This is a genomic window from Roseibium sp. MMSF_3247 (assembly GCF_030733765.1).
GTDB lineage: Bacteria > Pseudomonadota > Alphaproteobacteria > Rhizobiales > Stappiaceae > Roseibium.
The window spans coordinates 589,792-613,874 of the sequence record NZ_JASHII010000001.1 but is presented as its reverse complement, the minus strand read 5'-3'; the positions used below and the strand labels follow the sequence as shown (position 1 = coordinate 613,874).

Sequence of the window (24,083 nt, the reverse complement as noted above, 5' to 3'; positions counted from 1 at the left end):
TCCCCCTTTCATTCCGCTGCTTCTATCGCGGCCTTTTGACGGGCCATGCGCGCAGCACGTTTTTCCTGGATGGATTTGAGTTGGTCTTCACTCGGATCCGCGCCGCCCTCATAGGCTTCAAGGAAGTCGAGAAGTTCTTCGCGGTAGGCGTAGTAATCCGGGTGGGCCAGCAGTTCCTTGCGCGAGCGCGGGCGCGGCAGATCCACCTCCATGATGTTGCCGATCCGCGCATTCGGGCCGTTCGACATCATCACCACCCGGTCGGCGAGCAGGATCGCTTCATCGACATCATGGGTGACGCAGATCGCCGTCACCTGGGTGCGCTTCCAGACGTCCATCAGGACGTCCTGCAATTCCCAGCGTGTCAGGCTGTCGAGCATGCCGAATGGTTCGTCGAGAAGGAGCAGTTTTGGCGACAGTGCAAAGGCGCGGGCAATCCCGACGCGCTGCTTCATGCCGTTGGACAGATCAACTGCCGGCTTTTGCATAGCATCGGCGAGACCGACCTTGGACAGGTAGTATTCGATGACGTCGCGCTTTTCCTGCTTCGACGCATCCGGATAGACCTTGTCGACGCCAAGGGCGACATTCTCATAAGCCGTCAGCCAGGGCATCAGGCTCGGCGCCTGAAACACAACTGCACGGTCGGGACCGGCCTGCGTGACATGCGTGCCGTCAAGGATGATGGCGCCCTCGGTAATCGGATTGAGGCCTGCGACCATGGACAGAACCGTCGACTTGCCGCAGCCGGAGTGGCCGATCAGCGTGATGAACTCGCCCTTGTTCATCTTCAGATCGAACCCATCGACAACAGTCAGTGGGCCTTTCGGTGTCGGATAGACCTTCTTGAGCTGTGAGAACTCCAGGAAGCGCTCGTCTTTCAGTGTCTCCGCCGCTTTTTCATAGCCGGCCGGCAGCTTGTCGTCCGACTTCAACCGCTGGGTGATCGGAACGATTTTCGGCAGGACGATGTCACGTTCCAGATCCGCACCGCGTTCGGCCCCAACCGCCATAAGATATTCGGTAATGTCTGCTCGAAGCTTGATGAAGTCGTCATTATGGTTGAGTTCGCCCCGGTCACGCGGACGTTTGAACGGAACCTTGAATTCCGGCCCAAGCGTGGCGGACGTTCCGGGTTTCAATGGAACAATCCGGTCTGCCAGGAGGATCGCTTCATCCACGTCATTGGTGATGAGAACGATGGTCTTCTTTTCTTGCTCGCAGATCGCCGCAAATTCATCTTGCAGCTTGGCGCGGGTCAAGGCGTCGAGCGCGGACAGCGGCTCATCGAGCAGCAGGAGTTCGGGCTGCATGGCAAGAGCCCGGGCGACCGCCACACGCTGCCGCATGCCGCCGGAAAGCTCCGCCGGCTTGCGGTCCTTGGCGTGGGCCAGACCGACCATCTCGATGTATTTGTCGCAGATTTCCTTACGCTCCCTGGCGCTCTTCTTCTTGAAGACACTGTCGACAGCAAGCGCGACGTTTCCCGTGACCGACAGCCACGGCATCAGGGAGTAGGACTGAAAGACAACACCCCGGTCCGAGCTCGGTCCATCAATCTCCTTCCCCTTGAAGATGATCCCGCCGGTGTCCGGTTCGATCAGGCCTGCAAGCAGCGAGATGAGGGTCGTTTTACCGGTTCCCGAGAACCCGACGATGGCAATGAACTCGCCGTCGTCGACCTTGAGATTGATGTCGTCCAGAACATCGGTGCGGCTGGCGCCTTCACCGTAAGACTTCGAGACGCCGGAGATTTCCAAAAAGGACATCAGGGTCTCCTTACCGGTTGGCCGAGAATGTGAAGGCGCGTTGCAGGGCAAACATCAGCCGGTCGAGCATGAAGCCGATGAGACCAATGGTCAGAACAGCGACCATGATTTTTGCAAGCGACTGGGAGGATCCGTTCTGGAACTCGTCCCAGACGAATTTGCCAAGACCCGGATTCTGGGCAAGCATTTCAGCTGCGATCAGAACCATCCAGCCCACACCCAGCGACAAACGCAGACCGGTGAAGATCAACGGTAGAGAGGACGGCAGAACCAGCTTGGTGATGGTCTTCCAAGTCGGGAGTTGCAGAACGCGGCCGACATTCATCAGGTCCTTATCGACGGAGGCAACGCCGAGCGCAGTGTTGATCAGCGTCGGCCACATGGAGCACAGCGTGACTGTCACCGCCGAGATCAGAAGGGATTTGGACAACCAGTCATACGGATTCGCGTAAGTCGCGGAGACGATCATCGTAACGATCGGCAGCCAAGCAAGCGGCGAGACCGGCTTAAAGATCTGAATGAGTGGATTGATTGCGCCGTTAAAGGTGCGCGACAGGCCCGAGGCAATGCCGAGGGGCACGGCAATGATGGTCGCGATCAGAAACCCGAGACCGACGGTTTTCAGGGAGGTGCCGATCTGGTCGATATAGGTCGGTTTGCCTGTATAGGTCCGGTGCTTGATGCGATCGGTTTTGCCTTCTGCGGCAAACTTAGCGTTGCGGGCGTCCTGCCGTTCATAAAAGGCGTCCGCCTTTTCACGTTCGCGCACATGGTCTTCCCAAAGGTTGACCGTTTGGGTCCAAACTTGCGCTGGCCCTGGCACAGCGCCAAGGGATGTCTGGACTTGCGGTGCGAGCGCTGCCCACATGGCAAGAAACGCCAGGATACCGATCAGCGGGATCACGAGCACTCGCTTCAGCTCGCCCATCTGTTCTTTAGGGCTGTCACCAGCGGCGATTTTCAGGAGCGGGACCAGCCAGGAAAAGCCCAGCGCATCCAGCCAGCCACCGGCCTTATTGATCGAAGTAAAAAGTTTTTCCTTGCGGGCGGCCCGGGCAAGGTCCGGGGAGCTAGCTGTATCGGCATTGGCCATTGGTGGCGTCCCTTAACGTCTGAATTCTGGTGTTGGGGAGGTGGAGCGGCGGGGCTGCTAACCGCCGCTCCCACAGTCGGGGATTAACCGCCGACCACTTCGTTCCCGTCGACAACCTGCTTGCCTTTCAGGCCGATCGGCAGACTGTCGATGTAGGCGTTCGGCTGTTTTCCGTCGTAGGCGATACCGTCAATGATGTCAGCTGCCGGGGTCGGAGCACGGTAACCGTCGCTGTCCCACGGGAAGTCTTCCTCGGCCACATGACCTTCCTCGACCAGCATGCGGGCTGCTTTCAGATAGGTGTCCGGCAGGTAGACGGACTTGGCGACTTCGTCATACCAGCTGTCCGGCTTGTGCTCTGTGATCTGGCCCCACCGACGCATCTGGGTCAGGTACCAGACGGCATCGGAGTAGTACGGATAGGTCGCGTAGTAGCGGTAGAAGACGTTGAAGTCCGGGATCTCCCGCTTGTCACCTTTTTCGAATTCAAAGGTACCTGTCATGGAGTTGGCGATGACCTCAGCATCCGCGCCAACATATTCGGAGCGGGCCAGGATCTCGACGGCTTCCATACGGTTGGCGTTGTCGTTCTCATCGAGCCATTTGGCTGCACGAATGAGTGCCTTCGTGATGGCGAGCGTGGTGTTCGGGTTTTCTTCCGTGAACTCCTTGGTCAGGCCAAAGACCTTTTCCGGATTGTTCTTCCAGATCTGGTAATCGGTGATGACCGGTACACCAATGCCCTTAAACACAGCCTGCTGGTTCCAAGGCTCACCCACGCAATAGCCATAGATGGTTCCAGCTTCCAGAGTTGCCGGCATCTGCGGTGGCGGTGTCACGGAAAGCAAGGCCTCACCCATGATCTGACCGGAGATATCGCTTTCAGAGTAGAAGCCCGGGTGGATATCGCCTGCTGCTAACCAATAGCGCAGCTCGTAATTGTGCGTGGAAACCGGGAAGACCATGCCCATGTTGAACGGCTTGCCTTCGTCGATGAACTTGTCAACGACAGGCTTCAGAGCAGATGCGCTGATCGGATGTTGTGGACGCCCATCATCCATTGTCGGGATGTTCGGCTTCATCATTTCCCAGATTTCGTTGGAGACGGTGATGCCGTTGCCGTTGAGATCCATTGAGAACGGCGTGACGATGTGCGCCTTGGTGCCGAAACCGATTGTGGCTGCCAACGGCTGTCCGGCCAGCATGTGCGCCCCGTCCAGTTCGCCGGTGATGACGCGATCGAGCAGTACTTTCCAGTTGGCTTGCGGCTCCAGAGTGACGAAGAGCCCTTCGTCTTCAAAGTAGCCAAGCTCGTAAGCAACAGCGAGCGGTGCCATATCGGTCAGTTTGATGAAACCGAAGGTCAGCTCGTCTTTTTCGACATCGAGCATTTCAGCCATAGCGCCGGTCGCCGGAACCAATGCAGTTGCGGCCAACAGAGTGCCGAGCGCGGCCCGTCGGGTGAATTTGAGTGTATCTCTGAGTGTCACGTTCTGTCCCTCGCAGTTCTTTTTGCGCTGCAATGCAGCATTGGAAGGTCAAACAAAAAGCCGCCGACTGATCCTGCGGGCCTTGGGAGGAGGAACCTGCAAGTCAAATCGGCGGCTTTGCCTGAACGCCCACCAATGGGCGCAATATCGTTAGGCCAACGTCGGCCTCGTATTATTGGTTAGCAGGAACCGTGCCAAACACGACATTTCGAAATTTTCTCATATTTATCAAAGGCGCATGGGCCTAAGGAACAGAGGTGATCGTTTGGCAGCGCAACATGTATTGGCTGAAAATGAAGGCAGGTGATGTTTTTTTGTGCAGCGCAACAGGGCAAAATGAATGGCAGGACCGCTCTTGATCATGCCGATTTGCCGATGAACAAATCGGAGTTTCACACTTCAGACATATCGAACAAGCGGATGGTTTGCGGCTTCCCAATCGGCCCAATCCCGAGCGCATCCTCATAAAGGTCAGGCGAAAAGATTTCCGCGGCCTGTCTTTCCGCTTCCGGATCGGCCACCGCTTGCCCCCAGCGTACCATCTGGCTGAAGAACCAGACACCTTGTGCGGGGGACGGCGCTGCGCGTAGTCCGCCGGAAAACGTCAGAAAGTCCGGTATGCTCTTGTGAGTATTTTGACCCAGCTTCATATCTCCGCCAAGGGCTGGCACGCAGAGGTCAGGAGAACAATCTATATACTTCGGGCCTGAGAGAAGCTGTGCAAGTTCGGTCAGATTATCAGACTGCGCACTCCAGTCGGCCGCGGCAGAGATTGCGCGCATCAACGCAGACAAGGTGTCCGGCTGGGCGTTTGCCCATTTCCGAGTGACACCAAGGACTTTTTCCGGGCTGTCAGGCCAAATCGCCTGTTTGTAAGTCGCAATCCTTCCAGTGCCAGCTTGAACCGCCGCGGTGTTCCAAGGTTCACCTACGCAATAACCGTCCAATTGACCTGCAGCGAGGGCATCGGCCATTAACTGCGGTGGCACAACGGAGATTTCGACATCAAGATCCGGATCAAGTCCGGCTGCTGCGAGCCAATACCGGAGCTCGTAGGCGTGACCTGAAAAAGGATGAACAACGCCGAACCTCAGCCGACTCTCGCCTCTCTCTTTGCGGGCAGAGAGAACCTTTGCAAACGCCACACCAGTGGAGGCGGGATCGCCGTCCGGGTCAGCGCCAAGATCTGCCATTTGCCGCCAGATGGAAGCCGCGACAGTGATGGCGTTGCCGCCGAGACCAAGTACCATGGGAGCCAGCATGGGGACCGCCAGACTGGTCAGGTTGAGGCTTGCCGCGATTGGCATCGGCGCGAGCATGTGGGCAACGTCAAAATGGCCGACCGCCAGGCGGTCACGAATGTTCGCCCAGGACGTTTCACGGATCAGTTGGAGCGCAATGCCTTCTCGTTCGGCAAAGCCCTTTTCCTTTGCCGCCACCAACACAGCGCTGTCGAGCAGCGGAATGAACCCTGCAATCACCGGTGTCAGTTTGGTGCCCATAATCCCCCGCTCTCCCCAATAGCCGCCCCTCCCTGGCGTTTCGTTTTTTTCTGCATCCGTCAGTCTCCCAGCAGCCCGCTGGCAATAACCAGACTTTGCGCGACTTCAATAATCTTTCGGCTTTGGTTCATCGCCGTCTTGCGCAGGAGGTCATAGGCCTCCTGTTCCGTGAGATTTTTGGACTTCATGAGAATGCCCTTGGCGCGGTCGATGGTCTTCCGGTCCGCCAATTCGTTGCGGGCGTCTTCCAAATCCTGGGTAAGTTTTGAAAATGCGCGGAAACGGCTGATGGCCATATCCAGGATCGGCTTGACGCGTTCCCGCTTCAATCCATCAACAATGTAGGCAGAAACACCGGCATCAACTGCCGCCTCAATCGATTGGCTATCGGCCTTGTCGACAAACATCGCAATCGGACGCTGCACAGCCCGCGACACCTGGAACATGTGTTCCAGTCGGTCGCGGTTGGGGTTTTCCAGATCAATGACGATGACGTCCGGGTTGATGTCCGCGATTTGCCGGACGAGCCCCTCCATCTGATGCACGAGAATGACTTTCTCATGCCCTGCATCGCGCAATCCCTCTTCAATGATGGATGCGCGGATCTTGTTGTCATCGATGACAAGTATGGATAGCCCGCCCCTCATGCCCGCATTATGCGCAAGGTCATTTTTTATGCAATGCAGAAATGCTGCAGCGCGGCATCAAAACACAATCGCACCTTCTTGCGACGTGATCGCTGCCGGGCTAAAGGCGGTGGCAATAGCAATTTGCGGATCTTGCAGCGGCGAGCCCATACTGTCTTTAAAGGACACACAGGGGCCAAAACCGGATAAGAGGGAAGTCGGATGAAGGTCAATGGAACACAGTACCGCTCGTTGTGGTGGGATGCGGAGTTGAACTGCCTTCAGATCATCGACCAACGTTGGTTGCCGCATGAGTTCAAAACCCAACCAGTGCGGACAATGCAGGAGTTTGCGGACGCGATCGTTGAAATGCGTGTCCGAGGCGCGCCGCTCATCGGCGCAACCGCTGCTTATGGCGTGGCATTGGCCATGGCCAATGATCCATCTGATGCCAATCTGGACGCCGCCTGGACATTCCTGGAAAAGACGCGCCCCACTGCCATCAATCTGCGGTGGGCGCTAAACAGATGCCGAACCGCGCTCAAACCGCTTCCAGTAGAAGCGCGTGCGGCAGCCGCCCTCCAGCTTGCCCATGACATCTCCGACGAAGATGTCGAGATCAATCGCCGTATCGGTGAAAACGGGTTGAAGCTGATCCGCGACATTGCCGCCAACAAACCGGATGGCGAGCCCGTCCGACTGCTCACGCACTGCAACGCTGGCTGGATTGCAACCGTCGACTGGGGAACTGCGACAAGCCCCATGTATCAGGCCCATGACGCAGGTATTCCGCTGCATGTCTGGGTCGACGAGACACGACCGCGGAACCAGGGGGCACTCACATCGTGGGAGCTCGGAAGCCACGGCGTTCCGCACACCTACATCACCGACAATGCCGGTGGTCATTTGATGCAACATGGGCTCGTCGACATGGTAATCGTTGGCACAGATCGGACAACCCGACGCGGGGATGTGTGCAACAAAATCGGGACTTATCTAAAGGCACTGGCTGCTCGCGACAACGATGTGCCGTTCTATGTGGCCCTACCCTCTCCAACGATCGACTGGAGCGTGAGCGACGGCGTGTCCGAAATTCCGATTGAAGAACGTTCTGAGCGCGAGACAACCCATATCCAGGGAAAATCGGACGAAGGCGCGATTGGCATTGTGCAAGTCACACCGGATGGCACGTCCGGCGGAAACCCAGCATTTGATGTGACGCCCAACCGGCTTGTAACCGGACTGATTACCGAGCGCGGGATTTGCGAAGCATCACCAGAGGGTTTGGCCGGCTTGTTTCCAGAGATGGCGCAAGCGGCGGAATAGAGAGCGTGGGGCTGTTCAATGGAAGTGCGTCCCCACGATCGGCCCTAGACCACCTTTGCAACGACCGCTAGGCAGTCTCCCATCTTGACCAACCCTGGAAAATGACGGGCCATTAGGATGCCAGATCGTTTGGCCCGGTATTCGATCGGAGCGGCACCAGAGCGCTCCGTCTGCCAGACCCGTGCAATGACCTCACCTTCCGCGATCTCGTCTCCCAGATCAATGACCGGCTCGATCATGCCGCTGTGCTCGCAGAACACGAAACAATCACCATCCGGCATGTCGAGCGTGACACTCGGGTTCAACTCCAACTCGCCTGAGAGGATGCCGGCATGTTTTAGAAGATTGCGCGCGCCCTTCTTGGCCATGCCGATCGATCGCGCCGTGGCTGTGCCGCCGCCGCCAAGCTCGGTCGTGACAAACACCTTGCCCTTTTGCTCGACTGCCGTGTCGAGCATACCGACACTATCGATTTCCAACATGGTCGCGGAGTAAGGTGCATTGAAGGCCTGCATCGCTGCGACGCACGCGGCCTGCTGGTCTTTGTTGTGTAGAACGTGAGCCGCTGCAAAGGGCACAAAATCCAGCGTCTTGCCGCCGGAATGAAAATCCAGCACGATATCCGCCATCGGGATCAAAACTGTATCGACGAAATGGGCAATCTTCTGGGTGACGGTTCCGTCCCGCCTTCCTGGGAAGGAGCGGTTGAGATTGCCCTTGTCGATTGGCGACGTGCGCGACCCAGCAAGGAGGGCCGGATGGTTGAGAGCCGGAACTATGATGACCCTCCCCCGAATGTCCTTCGGTTTTAGGGTTGCTGCCAGCTGCTGAAGGGCAATCGGCCCCTCGTACTCATCGCCATGATTGCCACCGGTTAAAAGAGCGGTCGGACCATCACCATTCCGCACAACCGTAATCGGGATCATCACAGATCCCCAGGCCGAGTCGTCCCGGCTGTAGGGAAGACGCAAGAAGCCGTGATGAATGCCATCTTGATCAAACGGAATGGTCGGGCTGATCGGATTTCCGGTCATCGATCAATCCTTCACAAACAAGCGCCGGGGCACATCGGCGAGGCATTCCGGTTCGCTCTCGCCAATGACGATGCTTTCCGTGATCTCAAATCCCCAGTCTTCCATCCAGAGGCCGGTCATGAAATGGAAGGTCATGTTTTCTTCCAGAACGGACGTATCGCCGCTGCGCAATGACATGGTCCGTTCGCCCCAATCCGGGGGATAGGACAACCCGATCGGATACCCGGTGCGATTGTCCTTGGTGATGCCATGTTTTTTCAGGACCCGGAAAAACGTATGTGCGATGTCTTCGCACCGGTTTCCTGCCTTTGCGACTTCAAGCCCAGCTTCCAGTCCCTCCAACACGGCCTTTTCCGCATCAAGGAACTTTTGCGGCGGCTTTCCGAGGTAAAGCGTGCGCGAAAGCGGACAATGGTACCGGTTGTGAACGCCCGCTACCTCAAAGAAGGTTCCCTCACCGGCCTTCATCGGCTGGTCATCCCATGTCAGATGCGGGGCCGCAGCGTCACTTCCCGAGGGCACAAGCGGGACAATTGCCGGATAGTCTCCACCTGCATCCAGGAGTGCGTCGTATCGGAGTCCCGCATCATAGATGTCGGCCACAAGATCGCATTTCCGGAGACCCGGTTCTGCCTTCTCCAGAATGCGGGCATGGATTTTCTCCACCTTTTTCCCGGCCATACGCATGTAGTCGAGTTCCGGTGCAGACTTGACCGCCCGCTGCCAATTGACCAGCGCATTGGCATCTTGAAAGCGGGCGTTCGGCAGGTGCTTTTGCAGCGAGGCAAACGCGGCTGCAGAGAAGTAGTAATTGTCCATCTCCACACCGATTTTCAGGTTCGCCCAGCCGCGCTCCTCGATCTTGGCAGACAAGTAGTCCATCGGATGCAGCTCCGTGGACTGAACATAGTGATCCGGATACCCGATGATGTTGGCAGGATCCATGAAACAGGTGCGCAGCGCCCCATTGGCGTCTTGTCCCCGGCCGAACCAGACCGGCTCGCCGTCCAAGGACAACAACACCGCCTGATGAACATAAAAGGACCAGCCGTCGTATCCGGTCAGCCAGTTCATATTGGACGGGTCAGAAACGATCAGCAGCTCTAACCCGGCTGTTTCCATTGCCTTGCGGGTCTTGTCGACACGGCGCTGGTACTCGTCTCTCGAAAAACGAAGCGTGAGTTCAATCATCAAACGATCTCCGGCTCATCATGTGTCGATTGTCGTTCCCGCTTGCAGCGACAGAGCCTGCGCGCGGGCGAATGTTGCAATTGCCGTGTCCTGCACCCCCGTTCCAGTAAGGTCACAGATCGTGATGTCAGCATCGGACGCACGCCCCCTCGCCTGCCCCGCAACGATGTCTCCGAGTTCACTGAAGCTAGCCCCGGCACTGACAGAGCCTGCAGCCAAAGCTGACCGCAGCTCTCCCATCAACTCGGTCTGAGATTGCCGGTCCGGTACATAAAGATCGGCCTGCGCCAGACAGGCCGCCTCTAATTCATTCTTTGTGTGCTGGTCGGACCCCATGGCTGTGATGTGATGTCCGGCACGCAACCATTCGGCCTTAATTAGCGGTTCGGTGCTCGGGGTTGTGGTGACGACCACATCGGCAGCTTTGACAGCGCCTGCAAGGTCCGAAACCGGCGAGACTTCGATTTCCAGACGGGACGCCAACTCGTCTGCGGCTACTCGCGCCTTGGATACGTCCCGCGCCCAAATCGCTGCGTGTTTGATCGGGCGCACAAGGCGCAGAGCCTGCAGCTGCAGTTTGGCCTGCAGTCCAGCCCCTACAATACAAGCGCTTGATGCCTGTTCCGGCGCCAAGTGTTTAGCGGCAACGGCACCGGCAGCAGCTGTTCGAACTTCTGTCAGATAGCCATTGTCAAGCATCACGGCTTCGACGAACCCGGTCCGTGCTGAGAACAAGATCATCAAACCAGAATTGCTCGGCAGACCAATCTTTGGATTGTCGAAAAAGCCGGGAGATACTTTCAGAGCAAAGCTATCGAGGCCCGGAACGTAGGCCGTCTTCGCATCAACTTCGCCGTTGAAGTCGGGAATCTCCATGGAGAGGATTGGCGGCATCACCACCTTTCCACTTGCCAGGGCTGCAAAAGCCCGCTCGATCTGCTCAACGGCATCGTTGTTAAGTGGAACCGCCGTGCGCAGCTCTGTTTCGGTCAGGATGGTGATTTGCGGCATGGATCAAGCTTCCTCGCTGTTCGCGAGATCAACGTCCTCTCCGGAGATAACGCGATTATGCAGGTTCATATCGATATTACAGCCAGTCAGCAGGACAGCGACGAGCCCTCTTGGATTTACTTTTCCGGCTAAAAGCCCAGCAATCCCAACCGCGCCGCTGCCCTCAACGACTTGACGTTCCTGCCAATAGGCATGACGTATTCCAGCTGCAATTTCGGCTTCCGTGAGCAGAACAATGTCGTCGACAAGTTCTCGAGTGGTTTCAAGTGTAAACTGATTGTCGAGCCCGATGCCGCCGCCGAGTGAGTCTGCGAGGCTGGGCTCTTCGGTGACCTGAACCGGGCGGCCAGCTGTCAGTGAGGCCGCCATCGCCGCGCCCCGCTCCATGGACAGCCCAACAACTTTCGCCGAAGGCCTTGCAGCCTTTAGTGCAGAGGCAACACCCGCGATCAAACCGCCGCCCGACAAGGGGACAAGAACGGTCTGAACCTCCGGGACCTCCTCCAGAATTTCCAGTCCGAGTGTTCCTTGCCCGCTGATAATGTCTGGATGATCAAACGGCGGCAGAAGTACAAGGCCCTCCTCGAGAACCAGGCGGTCCGCTTCCAGTTGCGCTTCATCCTGAGATGCGCCGGATATTCGGATATCGGCTCCAAGTTTCGCAATCGCGTCGACCTTGTTTTGCGGAACCAGGCGCGACATGCAAATCGTACAGGAAATCCCTGCCTTATTAGCTGCATAAGCCAATCCGCGGCCGTGGTTTCCGGTAGATACACACACGACACCTTTTTTGCGCTGGTCCGCAGTCAATTTTGAGATTGCGTTGGTCGCGCCTCGCAGTTTGAAGCTTCCCGTCGTCTGAAGGTGCTCCAGCTTCAAGAAAACCCGCGCGCCGGCTTTTTCAGACAGGCTCTCGGAGGGCACCATAGGCGTGCGCCGGACGTGCGGCTTGATCCGCTCTGCGGCCGCCAAAAAATCAAACTGATCGATACTATGGTTCACGCTGATCACCTGATCCAAATGGGAGGGCGATCTGCATGCCAGCTGCTTTTCACTATCCGCTCCCGTGTTTCTCAGGGAATGAGAGTGAAGCGCAATAAATATCAGGTCAATCGAAACATTAAATCATGACAATATTAGCTTGATCATTTTACTTCGTTACAGCACGAAGACCTCCGCTTCCGGTTTGCTGTGACACAGCGCAGCGAGCTGCTGCATTCCGAAAATGAATTGGTCTTCCGCCATATTGCCCAAGCAGATCCGCACGCCGGGGGCCGCGGCTGCCCCCGGCAAGGCGAAAGCTGAACCCGGAGCGACAACAATCCCTTTTTGACGCGCGGCTTCAATGAAGCTGTCTTCGCCCCATCCGTCCGGCAATGGCAGCCAAATATGCAATCCGTTTGGGCTGCTGTGGAATGGCATACCCGCTAGAAGCTCATGCGCCAACGCGTTGCGCCGCTTGAGGGCCGTTTTCTGCCAGGACAGCAACTCTTCAGCCGTTCCATCTTCGATCCACCGCGCGGCCAATTCAGCCATGAACGGAGTTGCAATCCAGTCCATCACCAAGTGACGATTAGAGGCCGCGGATGCAAACGCCTCTGGCGCGACCAGATACCCGTGCCGCAAGCCAGGCAAAAGGCACTTCGTGAAGCTGGTGAAGTAAAATGTGCGCTCTGGAGCCAGCGCTGCAATCGGCGGTAGCCGGCGCGGCTGCAGAGGTCCCCAAGCGTCGTTTTCAATGATCAAAAGTTCGTACTTCCGCGCGAGTGTGACCAGCTGCTTACGCCGCTGCAAACCCATGGTCGAGGCCATCGGCCCCAAGCCATTCGGCAATAGGAACAATATTTTAACGGGCTTTTGTCGACACATCTCATCAAGTGCGGTCGGAAGAATTCCCTCTTCGTCCACCGGCAGACCGGCCAAGTTGAAGTTCATATACTGCGACATTCTGGAAAGCGGGTAGTGACAGACCGCGTCGGTCGCGACCAGCTCGCTGCCATCAACAGCCGTCATCAGGGCAATCGCCATGGCCGAACTGCTGCCATTCGTCATGATGATCTGATCTGAAGAACAAGTCAGTCCGCACTGCTCCAACCAGGAGACGGCTGCCGGCATATAGGGCCGCAAGGTCGTTGCTGGCCGGAAGGAGAGCAGTGCGCTTTCGCCAACATCGCTCGAAAGACCACTCAGAGCCCGGCGCATACAATCCATGTGCAACTGACCAGTGACCGGCTTCAAGTTTGAGAAATCGACAAGCTGATCCCCAATGAGATGCGGAAGATACGGCGGCGACGTTTCCACCGGTCGCGCGTTTACATATGTCCCCCGGCCAACCTCTCCTTTGACAAGCCCGCGGCGGATCAGAAGATCATAAGCCCGGCTCACAGTTTGAACGCTGATTGCAAGCTTGTAGGAGAGGTCCCTGTGCGGCGGCAGCTTTTCGCCGCCTGCCAGGTCTCCGCGCTTGATTGCCGCACTGATCCAGTCCGCCAGGGACCGGTAGGCAGGACGATCAAGCTTCTTTGGTAGAGCATTCCATATTGTCATGATTTAAAGCTTAACTTTTTCATGACAATTGACAAGCACTGACTGCATGCTCATGGTCACTGCATGACCTTAAAACTTGACAATCGCGATCTGAAAATCCTCTCCACCCTTTCCAAGGAGGGGCGGCTTTCCAAAGCCGAGCTTGCAAAGCGCGTCAATCTTTCGCCCACCCCGCTTTGGGAGAGGTTGAAGCGCCTTGAAAAACACGGGATTATCTCAGGATACCGCGCCGAGATCTCACTCAAACAGGTCGCTCCTCATATAGAGGTGTTTGTAACCGTTGAGCTGGAAGACCACCGGTCTGGGAGCTTTCAACAGTTCGAACGCATGGTTGATCTATATGATGAGATCGTTGCTTGCTGGGCGATCGGCGGCGGCCTGGATTACATCCTTAACATCATCACCAGAGACATCGACAGCTACCAACGGCTCATCGACACACTCCTCGCCGGGAAAATCGGGCTGGCGCGCTATTACACCTATGTGGTCACCAAACCGGTGAAAAGCCGGGCTCAACTCCCCTTGCACAACCTCTTGCAAGACGATCCTGAAGGCAATCCGGCGTCAAACAGATAAATCCTCCTGCGCTCCATCCAAATACAGAACTTTCATCTGCCGGTCTCCGCCTAACGTTTGCTCACGCAATCGGAGACCAGAACGATGACCCTAGCTCTGCAGCACGAACCAGCTTCTGCGAATTTGGCCGACATGCGCCTCTTGCGCTCCTTTTCCTATGTCGATGGGCATTGGGTGGCAGGCGCGGACAACGCCGTTTTTGAGGTATTAGACCCGGCAACTGGAGCAGGTATCGGGGATGTCGCCCAGCTAACCGCAGGAGATAGTGCCGCTGCGGTCGACGCCGCAACGAGAGCGTTTCCGGGCTGGGCTGCACTTTTGCCGCAAGATCGCGCGCGCATTCTGCGCCGCTGGTTTGAACTGATCGTCGAGAACAAGGAAGATCTGGCTCAGCTCATGACACTGGAGCAGGGCAAGCCTCTGTCGGAAGCACGCGGAGAGATCGACTATGGTGCATCCTTTGTCGAGTTTTATGCAGAAGAAGCAAAACGTCCAAACATTGAAGGGATCACATCTCATCTGCCGGATGCAGAAGTGGAACTCTGGATGGAACCGGCTGGTGTTGCCGCGCTGATCACGCCCTGGAACTTCCCGCACGCAATGATCACGCGAAAGGCTGCGGCAGCTTTGGCCGCAGGGTGCCCGGTCCTCGTTCACCCATCGAGCGAAACACCTTACTCTGCACTCGCCTTGGCCGAACTTGCTGAACGGGCAAGCTTTCCGGCCGGCGTCTTCAACGTGATCACGGGGCGACCTGAGACAATTGTCCCCGCCTGGATGGAGGACACCCGCGTTCGGGTCGTCTCCTTTACAGGCTCAACGGAAGTCGGCCGGCTGCTCTACCGGCAAAGCGCAGACACGGTCAAAAAACTCGTTCTGGAACTTGGGGGACATGCACCCTTTCTGGTCTTCGCCGACTGCGACCTGGACCGGGCAATTGATGAAGCGATCAAAGCGAAATTCGCAACATCCGGACAAGACTGTCTCGGCGCCAACCGGTTCTTCGTTGAACGACCCATCTACGACGCATTCTGCCAGGGTTTCACAGAGCGCACGCGGCGGCTTTCCGTCGGACCTGGCATCACGGATCCCGATATCGGCCCTTTGATGAACTTGGGCGCCATCCAAAAACAGGAAGCACATATTGCCGATGCACTGGAGAACGGTGCCGAAAATCTATGTGGCGGCGGGCGCCATCCTGCCGGAAACCTGTTTTTCCAGCCAACCGTGTTGAAGAACGTTCCAGCCAATGCCTTGATCATGCAGGAAGAGACTTTCGGTCCAGTCGCCGCGATCTGCCCCTTTGACGATGAAGACAACGTCATCGCCCGCGCGAATGCGACCGACTACGGGCTGATTGCTTATGTCCACACCAGCGATCCTCGCCGGATCTACCGGGCGAGCCGGCAACTCCAATTCGGGATGGTTGCAATCAACCGTACCAAGGTGACCGGCGCTCCTATTCCCTTTGGAGGGATGAAGCAATCCGGCCTTGGCCGCGAAGGTGCGCGCATGGGCATGGCCGAATTCATGGACATCAAATACGTCTGCCGGGATTGGGCGTAAAACTTCAAAGAAATGAGGACTAAGATGCTGCGCAACGACACGCTCGATCAATGGGATCGTGAAAACTTCTTTCACCCCTCAACGCACCTCGCCCAACACGCGCGCGGTGACGCGCCCAGCCGGATCGTCGAAACCGGTTCAGGGGTCTATATCGAGGATCGCAACGGCACCAAACTGCTTGATGCGTTTGCCGGACTTTACTGCGTAAACGTTGGATACGGCCGATCTGAAATCTCAGATGCAATTGCGGAACAAGCCAAGAAGTTGGCCTACTACCATTCCTACGTCGGTCACGGCACGGAAGCCTCGATCACGTTGTCCAAAATGATCCTCGACCGTGCGCCCAACAACATGTCGAAGGTCTATTTCGGTCTGGGCGGGTCCGATGCCAACGAGACCAACATCAAGCTGGTCTGGTATTACAACAATATCTTGGGCCGGCCAGAAAAGAAGAAGATCATATCGCGATGGCGCGGGTATCATGGCTCTGGCCTAATGACAGGGTCGCTGACCGGTCTGGAGCTCTTTCACAAGAAGTTTGATCTGCCCCTGGCGCAAGTCCTTCACACGGAGGCCCCTTATTATTTCCGCCGCCCCGACATAGCCATGAGCGAAGCGGAGTTCGTGGCCCATTGTGCTTCAGAACTGGAAGCCATGATTGAGCGGGAAGGTCCGGAAACGATTGCCGCTTTCATCGGCGAACCCGCGCTCGGGACTGGCGGACTTGTTCCGCCGCCGCAGGGCTATTGGGAGGCAATCCAGCCCATTTTGAAGAAACACGACATTCTTTTGATTACCGATGAAGTCGTCACCGGCTTCGGCAGGCTTGGATCGATGTTCGGTTCTGAACACTACACCATCGAAGCTGACATCATCACGATCGCCAAAGGCCTAACGTCTGCTTACGCGCCGTTGTCCGGTTCCATTGTGTCCGACAAGGTCTGGAAAGTTCTGGAGCAAGGCACGGATGAAAACGGACCGATCGGCCACGGCTGGACCTATTCAGCGCATCCGATTGGAGCGGCCGCAGGTATCGCAAACTTGGAACTGGTGGACAGCCTTGGCCTCGTGAAGAATGCGACAGCCATGGGCACTTACATGAAGGCTGCCCTTCAAGATGCGCTCGGAGACCACCCAAATGTTGGCGACATTCGCGGCGAAGGCCTTCTTATGGCGATTGAGTTTGTCGAAGACAGATCTTCAAGGGCATTCTTTGACCCGGCGCGAAAGATCGGCCCAACCCTTGCCGGTGAGCTCTTGAAACATGGCGTCATTTCCCGAGCTATGCCGCAAGGCGACATTCTCGGATTTGCGCCGCCGCTTTGCATAAACCAGGCTGAGGTCGACACAGTCGTGAGCGCAACCAAAGCAGCAGTGAACACCGTATTGGCAACTTGACGAGACCGGCATCAAAAAAGCCAGGCTGCACCGGGCAGCCTGGCTTCGAACTTCACATTTGGAAGACTCTATTTCTTCAAGGATGCAATGAAAGCATCCACTTCGGTCAAGGACAGATATTCAACTTCTTCCGTTCCGCTGTCGGTGAACTTCCAAACGACTGCCGGTGCGGAGACGTCTCCATTGGCATCAAAGCGGACATTCCCGGTCGCGCCCTGGTACATCACGGTGCCGCCCTCCGCGAGCGTGGTTTTTGCGGCCTTGAACCCGGCGGTATCTGCAGTGATCGCCGTGCCATTCGGATCCGTCACCTTGGCAACCGCTGCAGCGATGTCGGCACCGGAAGCATCCTTGCCGGCCGCTTCCATCGCAAGCAAGGCGATCATTGCTGCGTCATAGCTGTTTGCCAGACCCGGGCCGTTCGGCTGTGATCCGAATTTCGCTTCATATGCAGCCTTGAAAGCATCCGCGCTCTCGACCCGCGGTGAAGCCGTATCTGTGCCGAGCGCGTTTCCGAGATATTGCAGGCCGACGCTGTCCCGGAACTCATCGGATTTCAGAGAGTTCGCCAGGATCATGTTCTGTGTTCCACCAAGCGAAATCCACTCGCGAACCGCTGACTTGCCTTCCGTAGGATACAGGGCGAGGTAGAGCGCATCGGGCTGGCTGGTCAAAGCTTCGGTGACTTCGGCACGGTAAGACGGTTGGGCATCATTGATCGCAACGTTGGCTGTCACTTCAACGCCCGCGGCTGCGAAGTCTGCTGCGATCAGACGGGACATGTCCTGGCCCCAGTCATCGTTTTTGTAGAGAATGGCGACAGACTTCCAGCCCTTATCTGCAGCCACCTTCGCGCCCATTGCAGATTGCACGCCTGTGGTTGCAAAGGTCCGGAACCAGAGACCGTTGGTCTTGCCTTCCTCCGACAGCTTGGTGAATGCCGTTGATGAGGAGCAGCAGGACATCTGCATGACACCTGCAGGCACCGTGACCGAGGTCAAGATCGGCATGGAAACACCGGAGGAAACGGCACCGAGCAGAACCTTGACGCCTTCCAGATCAACGAGCGCCTTCGCTGCATCAACGCCAACTTTTGGATCCACCTGGGTGTCCCGCAAGACCATCTCGATGGAACAGCCACCAGCGCCACCTGCTTCATTGACCTGATCAATGGCAAATTGCGCCACTTCGGCAATTGGCCGTCCCCAGTCGACGGATGTCGGCAATGCGGCGCCGATTTTTGTGGTGCAGCCCTGAGCCTGAACGCCGGTACTCAGCGTCGTCATGCCCGCTGCAACTGCGGCAAAAACTAATGCTTTTTTCATGTTAATCCCTCTGCTTGTGTCTTTCCCCGGCTTCCTCCTCCGGGTTGCGAAACGACCAGCCGCTCGGGGAACAGACCTTGTGGTCTCCAAAGCAGCATGCCGACGATCACCATGCCGATCAGAACGAACTGGATCGAACCGGTGTAAAGTTGAACCTCGACGGGCGCAAAGCGGGACAGGGCCCAGCCCGAGAACGTCCAGGAACCCCAAATCAAAAACGCTCCTGCCATTGCACCCTTATTGTTGCCGGCTCCCCCGACTATCAGCATCGCCCAGATCTGAAACGTCAGGATCGGCAAAACATCCTGCGGGCTGACAAAGGCATAGAATGTTCCATAGAGCGAACCCGCCAGCCCGATAATCACGGATCCGGTGACGAAGGCTGCAAGCCTCACCTTATCGGGTGATTTGCCGAGAGACCGGGCTGCGGTTTCGTCCTCCCGGATAGCCCGGAGCAAACGTCCGAAGGGGGAAACCGTAAGGCGCTCCAGAGAGACATAGACGAGGGTAAGGCAAATCAGAACGGCGATGAGGAACACCACATTATAGGTGAGGCCACTCCCGATTAGGCTTTGAAGCGGCCGTTCGAACCCTCTGATCCCTTGAGCACCACCTGTAACTGCGGTGGCGTTGCGCATGACATTTTCAAAGGCAACGGCCACCCCGAACGTTGCAATCGCCAAATAATCATGCCGGAGGCGCAAGGTGAGTTTGCCGACCACCCAGGCCAACACACCGGCGAAAATCATGCCGCCAAGGAGCGCGAGCGGATAAAAAAGCTCGAAACCACCCAAATGCCCATCTTGAGGCGTGCCACCGAGGATCAGTGTTCCGTAGGCTCCTGCCCCGAAAGACGCGACAACACCGCCGTTGAACAGGCCGGTGTTGCCCCACTGAAGGTTTAATCCCAAAACGGCAATCGCAAGGATCGCGGCGACGGTCGAAAAGAACACCAGGTAGGAGATGACACCGATCATGCCCGCGCCTCCCCAAACAAACCATTGGGACGCACAAGAAGGACAGCCAGGATCATCAGGAATGGCACCGACGGGCTGTAGCCGGATGGCAGGATCACCAACGCGAGGTTTGACGCAACTCCGACAATGAACCCGCCAAGCACCGCGCCATATACGCTGCCGATCCCGCCGACGATGGTCGCAGCAAAGATCGGCAAAACGAGATCCCGGCCCATGACGGGTGTGATCTGGTAGCTGAGACCATAGAAGATCCCCGCAACCGCACCGAGCCCGCCGCCTATGATCCAGACGGCTGCGATCATGCGTTTGAGGTTGACCCCATGCACCTGCGCAAGACTTGGGTTTTCTGCGACCGCGCGCAGGGAAAAGCCAAATGTTGTCCGCGACAACACAAGGTGCAGCGCAAACATCAGGATCAGTGCCGCGATCAGCACGAAGACCTGATCCGGTTTGACCAGAAGCAACGGATCGCGTGAGAGGATCATCGCGAAGGCGATGTCCTTGGAATAGAGCTCCGCCGAAAGGCCAAACACCAGACCAATGATGTTGCGGATGATCAGCGCCATGCCAAAGGATGCAAACACCATTGAGAGCTCTTCACCCTTTTGCCGGACCCGCTGAAAGATGAACCGGTCGATCAAGACAGCGGACAGTCCGGTTATTGCCATCGACAAGACGATCGAAATGGCAAGCGCGCCTGTCATGGACAGCGGCCCAATCTTGGCAGCCAAGATCGGCAAGAGGCTTTCAAACACCTTGTCAAAAACCAAAGCGCAGTATGCGCCAATCGACAAAAGCTCGGCGTGAGAGAAATTCGCGAAGCGCAGGATGTGCATGGCCATCGTCAAACCAATCGCGCCAAGCGACAGGAACGATCCGACCAGGATACCGTCGACGAGATGTTGGATCATGCCGGCACCCGCCTTTCCCCGCCGAGATAAATCCGGCCGAGCGCCGGATCCTGCAAGAGATCCGTTGCGGGCCCGTCAATCTGGTTTCGGCCCTCGGCGAGCACATAACAATGATCGGCCCGTTTAAGAGCCCGTTTGACATTCTGCTCAACAAGCAAAATGGTCACGCCGAAGCTCGTGAGTTGTTTGGTATGGTCAAGCACCTCTTCGGCGGCCTTGGGCGAAAGGCCCGCCGATGGTTCGTCCATCAGGATCAAAACTGGATCTGCTGCCAATGCCATGGCGACAGCGAGGAACTGCCGCTGCCCGCCGGACAAAGACCCCGCCTTGTCCCGCTGCTTGTCTGCGAGAACCGGGAACCGCTCGTATAGGTCTGAGAGTTTTTCCGCAGCGTGCGCGTGTCTTTGCAAAGCCAAATCAAGGTTCTGGCGAATCGTCAGCGTCCTGAACACATTGTCCGTTTGCGGAACATATGCAATGCCCACGCTTGTCATGCGATCAGGAGATAGGCCCGTGATATCTTGACCGTTGGCTGTGATACTTCCCCTGGAAACCGGTAAAAGGCCGATAACTGCCTTGATCAAAGTCGACTTCCCGGCCCCGTTGGGGCCGATTATGACCGTCAGTTTTTCCCGCTCGGCGGTCAAGGACACATCCCGCAAGATCGGCAAATCCGGAACGTAGCCGGCAGTCAAATTGTCGACGGAGAGCACAGCATCAGGCATCGACCGGCGCTCCAAGATATGCGTCCAGTAGAACAGGATTAGACTGTGCTTCTTCTGCTGAACCTTCAAAGACCACGCGTCCCTCGGCAAGGGCGATGACCGGATCGCAGTGGCGCATCACGAAATCCATATCGTGTTCAATGATGAGGAAGGTTTTTCCAGACCGGTTGAGCTCTTCGATCTTGCCGATCAGAACTTCCGTGAGTGCCGGGTTCACCCCTGCAGCCGGTTCGTCCAAGAGGATCAGTTTCGGATCGCCCATCAGGACACGGGCCAATTCCAGCAGCTTCATCTGACCGCCCGATATCTTGCCGGCCGGCTGGTCCGCGAGCGGTCGGAGCGTCACGAAGTCGAGCACTTCGAGGGCGCGCTTTCGAATGGCTGCTTCCTCCCGGCGGATCCGGGCACGGCCAAAAACCGGAGCGAGCAGCCCCTCACCGCTTTGATCCAGCGGCGCAAGCATGACATTTTCCAGAACACTCATACGTTTGAAAGGACGTGGGATCTGAAAGGTCCGGCCAAGACCTGCGGCGAAACGGCGTTCCGGCGCAAGGCTCGAAATGTCCCGACCATCAAACACCACTCGGCCGGCACTTGGTGCCAGATCTCCGGCAACGACGTTGAAAAGTGTCGACTTGCCGGCACCGTTTGGGCCAATGAGACCAGTGATCGACCCGCTCCGGATATCCAGCGACACCCCATCCACAGCAAGAAAATCGCCGAAGGCGCGTGAGACGTCCGCCAGTTTTAGGATCGGCTCACCCATTAACCGCCCCCAACACGGCATCGTCCGGGCGGGTGTTGAGATTGTATTTCATGATCCGGCCATGACGCCCGTTCCGGTCTCGTTCCAGCCCAAACACGTCACCTTGTGGACCCGGCGCCGTTTGAAGCAGTGCGTCAATGCGAGAGAGATCCTCTGAATCCAGCTCAAATTGGAAGACTTCCAGGGTTTTCGGCAAGTGGCGTGCATAGCGCGCGCCGACAATGGCCGCTGCGACCTGGGACTGCTGCAACACCCAGCGGGTCGCAACCGAACTCAAGGACACACTGTGACGACGTCCAATGTCATTGAGCAAAAGAAGCAGGGTTTGAAACCGGTCCCAGGAACCGAATTCATCGATAATCAAACGGTATTTGATCAGGGAGCGGTTTTCGAATTGAAAGCCCGGGTCCGGTTTACCAAGCCAGTTCTCGGTCAAGAACCCGCCGGCCAACGTGCCATAACATAAAAGCTGGACATCATGAGCCGCCCCCCATGGCGCCAGGACCTTGGCAGCGCGGCGGTCTAGCACAGAGTACTGCACCTGTGTCGAAACCAGATCGGTTCCAGCATCCAGATAAGGCGCAGTTTCCTTGACGTCCCAGTTGGTGACCCCAAGATGGGCGATCTTGCCTTTTTCCTGACAGCGCTTGAGCGTCTCCATCGCCTTGACCGGCGCACCGATCGACGTATCCCACCAGTAGAACTGCACCAGATGCAAACGGTCGATTTTCAAACGCTGGAGCGACCGGTCAACAATCGCTTCGACCTCGTCTGCCGTGAGTTCGGCAAGCCTCTCCAGATCCGGCACCAGTTTGGTGTGAACCTGCACCCGATCCGCAATCTCTGCCCCACGCCGCTTACGAACATCTGAGATGAAGCTGCCAATCATCTCTTCCACGCCGGTGTAAATATCTGCGCAGTCGAAGGATGTGATCCCTGCGTCAAGAAAGGCTTCCATATCCGCAATAGCGGCAGCAGGCTCCACCGGGCCATGATCGCCGGCAAGTTGCCAACCGCCCTTGATAACGCGGGAAATGGCATACCCAAGCCGGAGGTCTGCGGTTTCAGCTGTCATTCCGCCTCGTCTTTCTGCCAGTAAGGTGTGCTGCGCTGATCGGGTAGTCCGGTTGTCTCGGAATGGCTGAACCAGCGCTTTTTCGTCCGTGTGATCCGGAACCGCCCGCCGCAATGCGGATCTGGACAGGCAACTTCCGCATCCGTGCTCATCCAGTCGTTTGCACTTGTGGGGCGTTGTTTTGCAGGAAGGAGCGGCAACACGGCAGCGAGCGCGTACATAGACACCCGCTGTCCCTCGTTGAAGACCAGCGCTTCCCCCTCGACCGCGAAACTCTCGCCTTCGACATGCCGACACACAGGTGTTCGACCGTCCAGAACCGTCTCGACTTTCAAGTCATAGAGCCAGAAGCCGTCGCCAGCCTCTGCCGCTGCCACACGGTCTGACACGTCAAAATCTTCCGCCACCGCGCTCCCCACATTTTTGTTTTGGCACCTTGCTTGTGATCTGTGATATTTTATACCATGTCTCAAAACCGGATTGTCAAGACAAGAAGCCAACGCGGCCAAAGGCATAGGGATGAACGAGCCAAAGATTGCCAGGATCGACCAGTCGAAACTGAGGGAAAGCGTCTATGAAGAGTTGCGTGACGCTTTCACGCGCGGCGTTTTTGCTCCGGGAGAAAGTGTAAGTCTGCGCACACTGGCTGATCAGCTCGGCACCTCAATGACGCCGGTGCGGGAAGCCGTGCGCCGCCTCGTGGCTGAGGGGGCGTTGGTGGATACGCCCAGCCGGACACTGGAGGTGCCGCCATTTGATGCCGACCGAATGCGTGAGCTGAAGTCTGCACGCCTGGCACTTGAGGCAATCCTGCTCGATGAAGCCATGGGCCACATGGATCACGCTGCGGTCGACACCCTCGCGGCGATCATTGCCCGGCCACGGCCCGAAGGCGACCTACCGGACCTCACCCAAAACTACGAATTTCACTTTACCCTTTACCGGCAGTCCCGCTCCCGGGTCATTTTGCCGCTCGTTGAGGCGTTGTGGCTCCAGTACGGCGCCTTTTTAAACCTCGTCGTTCAGGAAAAGGCCGCCTCGGAAATCCCGGAACACATCCATCACGAAGAGATCATCGCAGCATTGCGCGCCAAAGACCGTACAGCCGCGCAAAAGGCTCTTGCCCTGGACATTGAACGCAGTTTCAAGCTGCTCCTGCCGGAAACCTGAAGGAT

At 57.1% G+C, this 24,083-nt stretch carries 22 protein-coding genes; 5 read left to right on the top strand and 17 right to left on the bottom strand.

What is annotated here, in order from left to right; translation table 11 throughout:
* Nucleotides 1–8: 8 nt before the first annotated feature.
* The 5 genes from RBB44_RS02730 to RBB44_RS02710 form a co-directional block, all read right to left on the bottom strand.
* Nucleotides 9–1,769, bottom strand: a complete 1,761-nt coding sequence (locus RBB44_RS02730) for an ABC transporter ATP-binding protein (RefSeq protein ID WP_306148319.1) — start codon at nucleotides 1,767–1,769, stop codon at nucleotides 9–11.
* A 10-nt stretch (nucleotides 1,770–1,779) separates the two neighbouring features.
* On the bottom strand, nucleotides 1,780–2,862 hold the full coding sequence (locus tag RBB44_RS02725; RefSeq protein ID WP_306148318.1) for an ABC transporter permease: 1,083 nt from the start codon (nucleotides 2,860–2,862) through the stop codon (nucleotides 1,780–1,782).
* An 83-nt stretch (nucleotides 2,863–2,945) separates the two neighbouring features.
* A complete protein-coding gene (locus RBB44_RS02720; protein ID WP_133948639.1) occupies nucleotides 2,946–4,352 on the bottom strand; it encodes a CmpA/NrtA family ABC transporter substrate-binding protein in 1,407 nt (468 codons plus the stop codon).
* Nucleotides 4,353–4,744: 392 nt separating this feature from the next.
* Nucleotides 4,745–5,854, bottom strand: a complete 1,110-nt coding sequence (locus tag RBB44_RS02715) for a CmpA/NrtA family ABC transporter substrate-binding protein (protein WP_306148317.1) — start codon at nucleotides 5,852–5,854, stop codon at nucleotides 4,745–4,747.
* A gap of 59 nt (nucleotides 5,855–5,913) precedes the next feature.
* Entirely contained in the window at nucleotides 5,914–6,501 is a 588-nt protein-coding gene (locus RBB44_RS02710; protein ID WP_133948643.1) for an ANTAR domain-containing response regulator, read from the bottom strand.
* 201 nt (nucleotides 6,502–6,702) lie between these two features.
* On the opposite strand from RBB44_RS02710, the gene mtnA reads away from it, so the two are divergent.
* The gene (gene mtnA / locus RBB44_RS02705; RefSeq protein ID WP_306148316.1) at nucleotides 6,703–7,806 is read left to right on the top strand and encodes an S-methyl-5-thioribose-1-phosphate isomerase; all 1,104 of its coding nucleotides are present in this window, start codon (nucleotides 6,703–6,705) and stop codon (nucleotides 7,804–7,806) included.
* A gap of 44 nt (nucleotides 7,807–7,850) precedes the next feature.
* Here the strand turns inward: mtnA and doeB are convergent, their stop codons facing one another.
* The 5 genes from doeB to RBB44_RS02680 form a co-directional block, all read right to left on the bottom strand.
* Nucleotides 7,851–8,840, bottom strand: coding sequence for a N(2)-acetyl-L-2,4-diaminobutanoate deacetylase DoeB (doeB, locus tag RBB44_RS02700; protein WP_306148315.1), 990 nt, complete (start codon nucleotides 8,838–8,840; stop codon nucleotides 7,851–7,853).
* A 3-nt stretch (nucleotides 8,841–8,843) separates the two neighbouring features.
* Nucleotides 8,844–10,031, bottom strand: coding sequence for an ectoine hydrolase DoeA (doeA, locus tag RBB44_RS02695; protein ID WP_306148314.1), 1,188 nt, complete (start codon nucleotides 10,029–10,031; stop codon nucleotides 8,844–8,846).
* Nucleotides 10,032–10,049: 18 nt separating this feature from the next.
* On the bottom strand, nucleotides 10,050–11,042 hold the full coding sequence (locus RBB44_RS02690; protein WP_306148313.1) for a cyclodeaminase: 993 nt from the start codon (nucleotides 11,040–11,042) through the stop codon (nucleotides 10,050–10,052).
* A gap of 3 nt (nucleotides 11,043–11,045) precedes the next feature.
* Entirely contained in the window at nucleotides 11,046–12,044 is a 999-nt protein-coding gene (gene eutB / locus RBB44_RS02685) for a hydroxyectoine utilization dehydratase EutB (RefSeq protein ID WP_371932258.1), read from the bottom strand.
* Nucleotides 12,045–12,200: 156 nt separating this feature from the next.
* Nucleotides 12,201–13,589 (bottom strand): PLP-dependent aminotransferase family protein, encoded by a 1,389-nt coding sequence (locus RBB44_RS02680; protein WP_306148311.1) that lies wholly within the window; start codon nucleotides 13,587–13,589, stop codon nucleotides 12,201–12,203.
* A gap of 63 nt (nucleotides 13,590–13,652) precedes the next feature.
* On the opposite strand from RBB44_RS02680, the gene RBB44_RS02675 reads away from it, so the two are divergent.
* From RBB44_RS02675 to RBB44_RS02665, 3 genes are all read left to right on the top strand, one after another.
* Nucleotides 13,653–14,165 carry an Lrp/AsnC family transcriptional regulator gene (locus tag RBB44_RS02675; RefSeq protein ID WP_306148310.1) on the top strand — a complete coding sequence of 171 codons (513 nt, stop codon included), beginning with the start codon at nucleotides 13,653–13,655 and terminating at the stop codon, nucleotides 14,163–14,165.
* 84 nt (nucleotides 14,166–14,249) lie between these two features.
* Entirely contained in the window at nucleotides 14,250–15,731 is a 1,482-nt protein-coding gene (locus tag RBB44_RS02670) for an NAD-dependent succinate-semialdehyde dehydrogenase (RefSeq protein WP_306148309.1), read from the top strand.
* 24 nt (nucleotides 15,732–15,755) lie between these two features.
* On the top strand, nucleotides 15,756–17,129 hold the full coding sequence (locus RBB44_RS02665; protein ID WP_306148308.1) for an aspartate aminotransferase family protein: 1,374 nt from the start codon (nucleotides 15,756–15,758) through the stop codon (nucleotides 17,127–17,129).
* Nucleotides 17,130–17,197: 68 nt separating this feature from the next.
* Here the strand turns inward: RBB44_RS02665 and RBB44_RS02660 are convergent, their stop codons facing one another.
* From RBB44_RS02660 to RBB44_RS02630, 7 genes are read right to left on the bottom strand one after another with little or no spacing between them, the layout of a single operon-like run.
* Nucleotides 17,198–18,454 carry an ABC transporter substrate-binding protein gene (locus RBB44_RS02660; protein WP_306148307.1) on the bottom strand — a complete coding sequence of 419 codons (1,257 nt, stop codon included), beginning with the start codon at nucleotides 18,452–18,454 and terminating at the stop codon, nucleotides 17,198–17,200.
* Nucleotides 18,451–19,431 carry a branched-chain amino acid ABC transporter permease gene (locus RBB44_RS02655; protein WP_306148306.1) on the bottom strand — a complete coding sequence of 327 codons (981 nt, stop codon included), beginning with the start codon at nucleotides 19,429–19,431 and terminating at the stop codon, nucleotides 18,451–18,453. The genes RBB44_RS02660 and RBB44_RS02655 overlap by 4 nt, the downstream gene beginning before the upstream one ends.
* Complete coding sequence (locus RBB44_RS02650) at nucleotides 19,428–20,342, bottom strand: branched-chain amino acid ABC transporter permease (RefSeq protein WP_306148305.1); 915 nt, start codon at nucleotides 20,340–20,342, stop codon at nucleotides 19,428–19,430. The genes RBB44_RS02655 and RBB44_RS02650 overlap by 4 nt, the downstream gene beginning before the upstream one ends.
* Nucleotides 20,339–21,067, bottom strand: coding sequence for an ABC transporter ATP-binding protein (locus RBB44_RS02645; protein WP_306148304.1), 729 nt, complete (start codon nucleotides 21,065–21,067; stop codon nucleotides 20,339–20,341). Before RBB44_RS02645 ends, RBB44_RS02650 begins: the two co-directional genes overlap by 4 nt.
* Nucleotides 21,060–21,833 (bottom strand): ABC transporter ATP-binding protein, encoded by a 774-nt coding sequence (locus RBB44_RS02640; protein WP_306148303.1) that lies wholly within the window; start codon nucleotides 21,831–21,833, stop codon nucleotides 21,060–21,062. The genes RBB44_RS02645 and RBB44_RS02640 overlap by 8 nt, the downstream gene beginning before the upstream one ends.
* Nucleotides 21,826–22,908: an aldo/keto reductase gene (locus tag RBB44_RS02635; RefSeq protein WP_306148302.1), complete on the bottom strand. Its 1,083-nt coding sequence runs from the start codon at nucleotides 22,906–22,908 to the stop codon at nucleotides 21,826–21,828. The genes RBB44_RS02640 and RBB44_RS02635 overlap by 8 nt, the downstream gene beginning before the upstream one ends.
* Complete coding sequence (locus RBB44_RS02630; RefSeq protein WP_306148301.1) at nucleotides 22,905–23,315, bottom strand: TIGR04076 family protein; 411 nt, start codon at nucleotides 23,313–23,315, stop codon at nucleotides 22,905–22,907. Before RBB44_RS02630 ends, RBB44_RS02635 begins: the two co-directional genes overlap by 4 nt.
* Before the next feature lie 112 nt (nucleotides 23,316–23,427).
* Between RBB44_RS02630 and RBB44_RS02625 the strand changes: the two genes are divergently transcribed.
* The gene (locus RBB44_RS02625) at nucleotides 23,428–24,078 is read left to right on the top strand and encodes a GntR family transcriptional regulator (RefSeq protein ID WP_306148300.1); all 651 of its coding nucleotides are present in this window, start codon (nucleotides 23,428–23,430) and stop codon (nucleotides 24,076–24,078) included.
* Nucleotides 24,079–24,083 lie beyond the last annotated feature (5 nt).

Coding starts and splice junctions, on each gene's coding strand:
- RBB44_RS02730 (WP_306148319.1), bottom strand. CDS start 1,769: ATGTCCTTTTTGGAAATCTCCGGCGTCTCGAAGTCTTACGGTGAAGGC.
- RBB44_RS02725 (WP_306148318.1), bottom strand. CDS start 2,862: ATGGCCAATGCCGATACAGCTAGCTCCCCGGACCTTGCCCGGGCCGCC.
- RBB44_RS02715 (WP_306148317.1), bottom strand. CDS start 5,854: ATGGGCACCAAACTGACACCGGTGATTGCAGGGTTCATTCCGCTGCTC.
- RBB44_RS02710 (WP_133948643.1), bottom strand. CDS start 6,501: ATGAGGGGCGGGCTATCCATACTTGTCATCGATGACAACAAGATCCGC.
- mtnA (WP_306148316.1), top strand. CDS start 6,703: ATGAAGGTCAATGGAACACAGTACCGCTCGTTGTGGTGGGATGCGGAG.
- doeB (WP_306148315.1), bottom strand. CDS start 8,840: ATGACCGGAAATCCGATCAGCCCGACCATTCCGTTTGATCAAGATGGC.
- doeA (WP_306148314.1), bottom strand. CDS start 10,031: ATGATTGAACTCACGCTTCGTTTTTCGAGAGACGAGTACCAGCGCCGT.
- RBB44_RS02690 (WP_306148313.1), bottom strand. CDS start 11,042: ATGCCGCAAATCACCATCCTGACCGAAACAGAGCTGCGCACGGCGGTT.
- RBB44_RS02680 (WP_306148311.1), bottom strand. CDS start 13,589: ATGACAATATGGAATGCTCTACCAAAGAAGCTTGATCGTCCTGCCTAC.
- RBB44_RS02675 (WP_306148310.1), top strand. CDS start 13,653: ATGACCTTAAAACTTGACAATCGCGATCTGAAAATCCTCTCCACCCTT.
- RBB44_RS02670 (WP_306148309.1), top strand. CDS start 14,250: ATGACCCTAGCTCTGCAGCACGAACCAGCTTCTGCGAATTTGGCCGAC.
- RBB44_RS02665 (WP_306148308.1), top strand. CDS start 15,756: ATGCTGCGCAACGACACGCTCGATCAATGGGATCGTGAAAACTTCTTT.
- RBB44_RS02660 (WP_306148307.1), bottom strand. CDS start 18,454: ATGAAAAAAGCATTAGTTTTTGCCGCAGTTGCAGCGGGCATGACGACG.
- RBB44_RS02655 (WP_306148306.1), bottom strand. CDS start 19,431: ATGATCGGTGTCATCTCCTACCTGGTGTTCTTTTCGACCGTCGCCGCG.
- RBB44_RS02650 (WP_306148305.1), bottom strand. CDS start 20,342: ATGATCCAACATCTCGTCGACGGTATCCTGGTCGGATCGTTCCTGTCG.
- RBB44_RS02645 (WP_306148304.1), bottom strand. CDS start 21,067: ATGCCTGATGCTGTGCTCTCCGTCGACAATTTGACTGCCGGCTACGTT.
- RBB44_RS02640 (WP_306148303.1), bottom strand. CDS start 21,833: ATGGGTGAGCCGATCCTAAAACTGGCGGACGTCTCACGCGCCTTCGGC.
- RBB44_RS02635 (WP_306148302.1), bottom strand. CDS start 22,908: ATGACAGCTGAAACCGCAGACCTCCGGCTTGGGTATGCCATTTCCCGC.
- RBB44_RS02625 (WP_306148300.1), top strand. CDS start 23,428: ATGAACGAGCCAAAGATTGCCAGGATCGACCAGTCGAAACTGAGGGAA.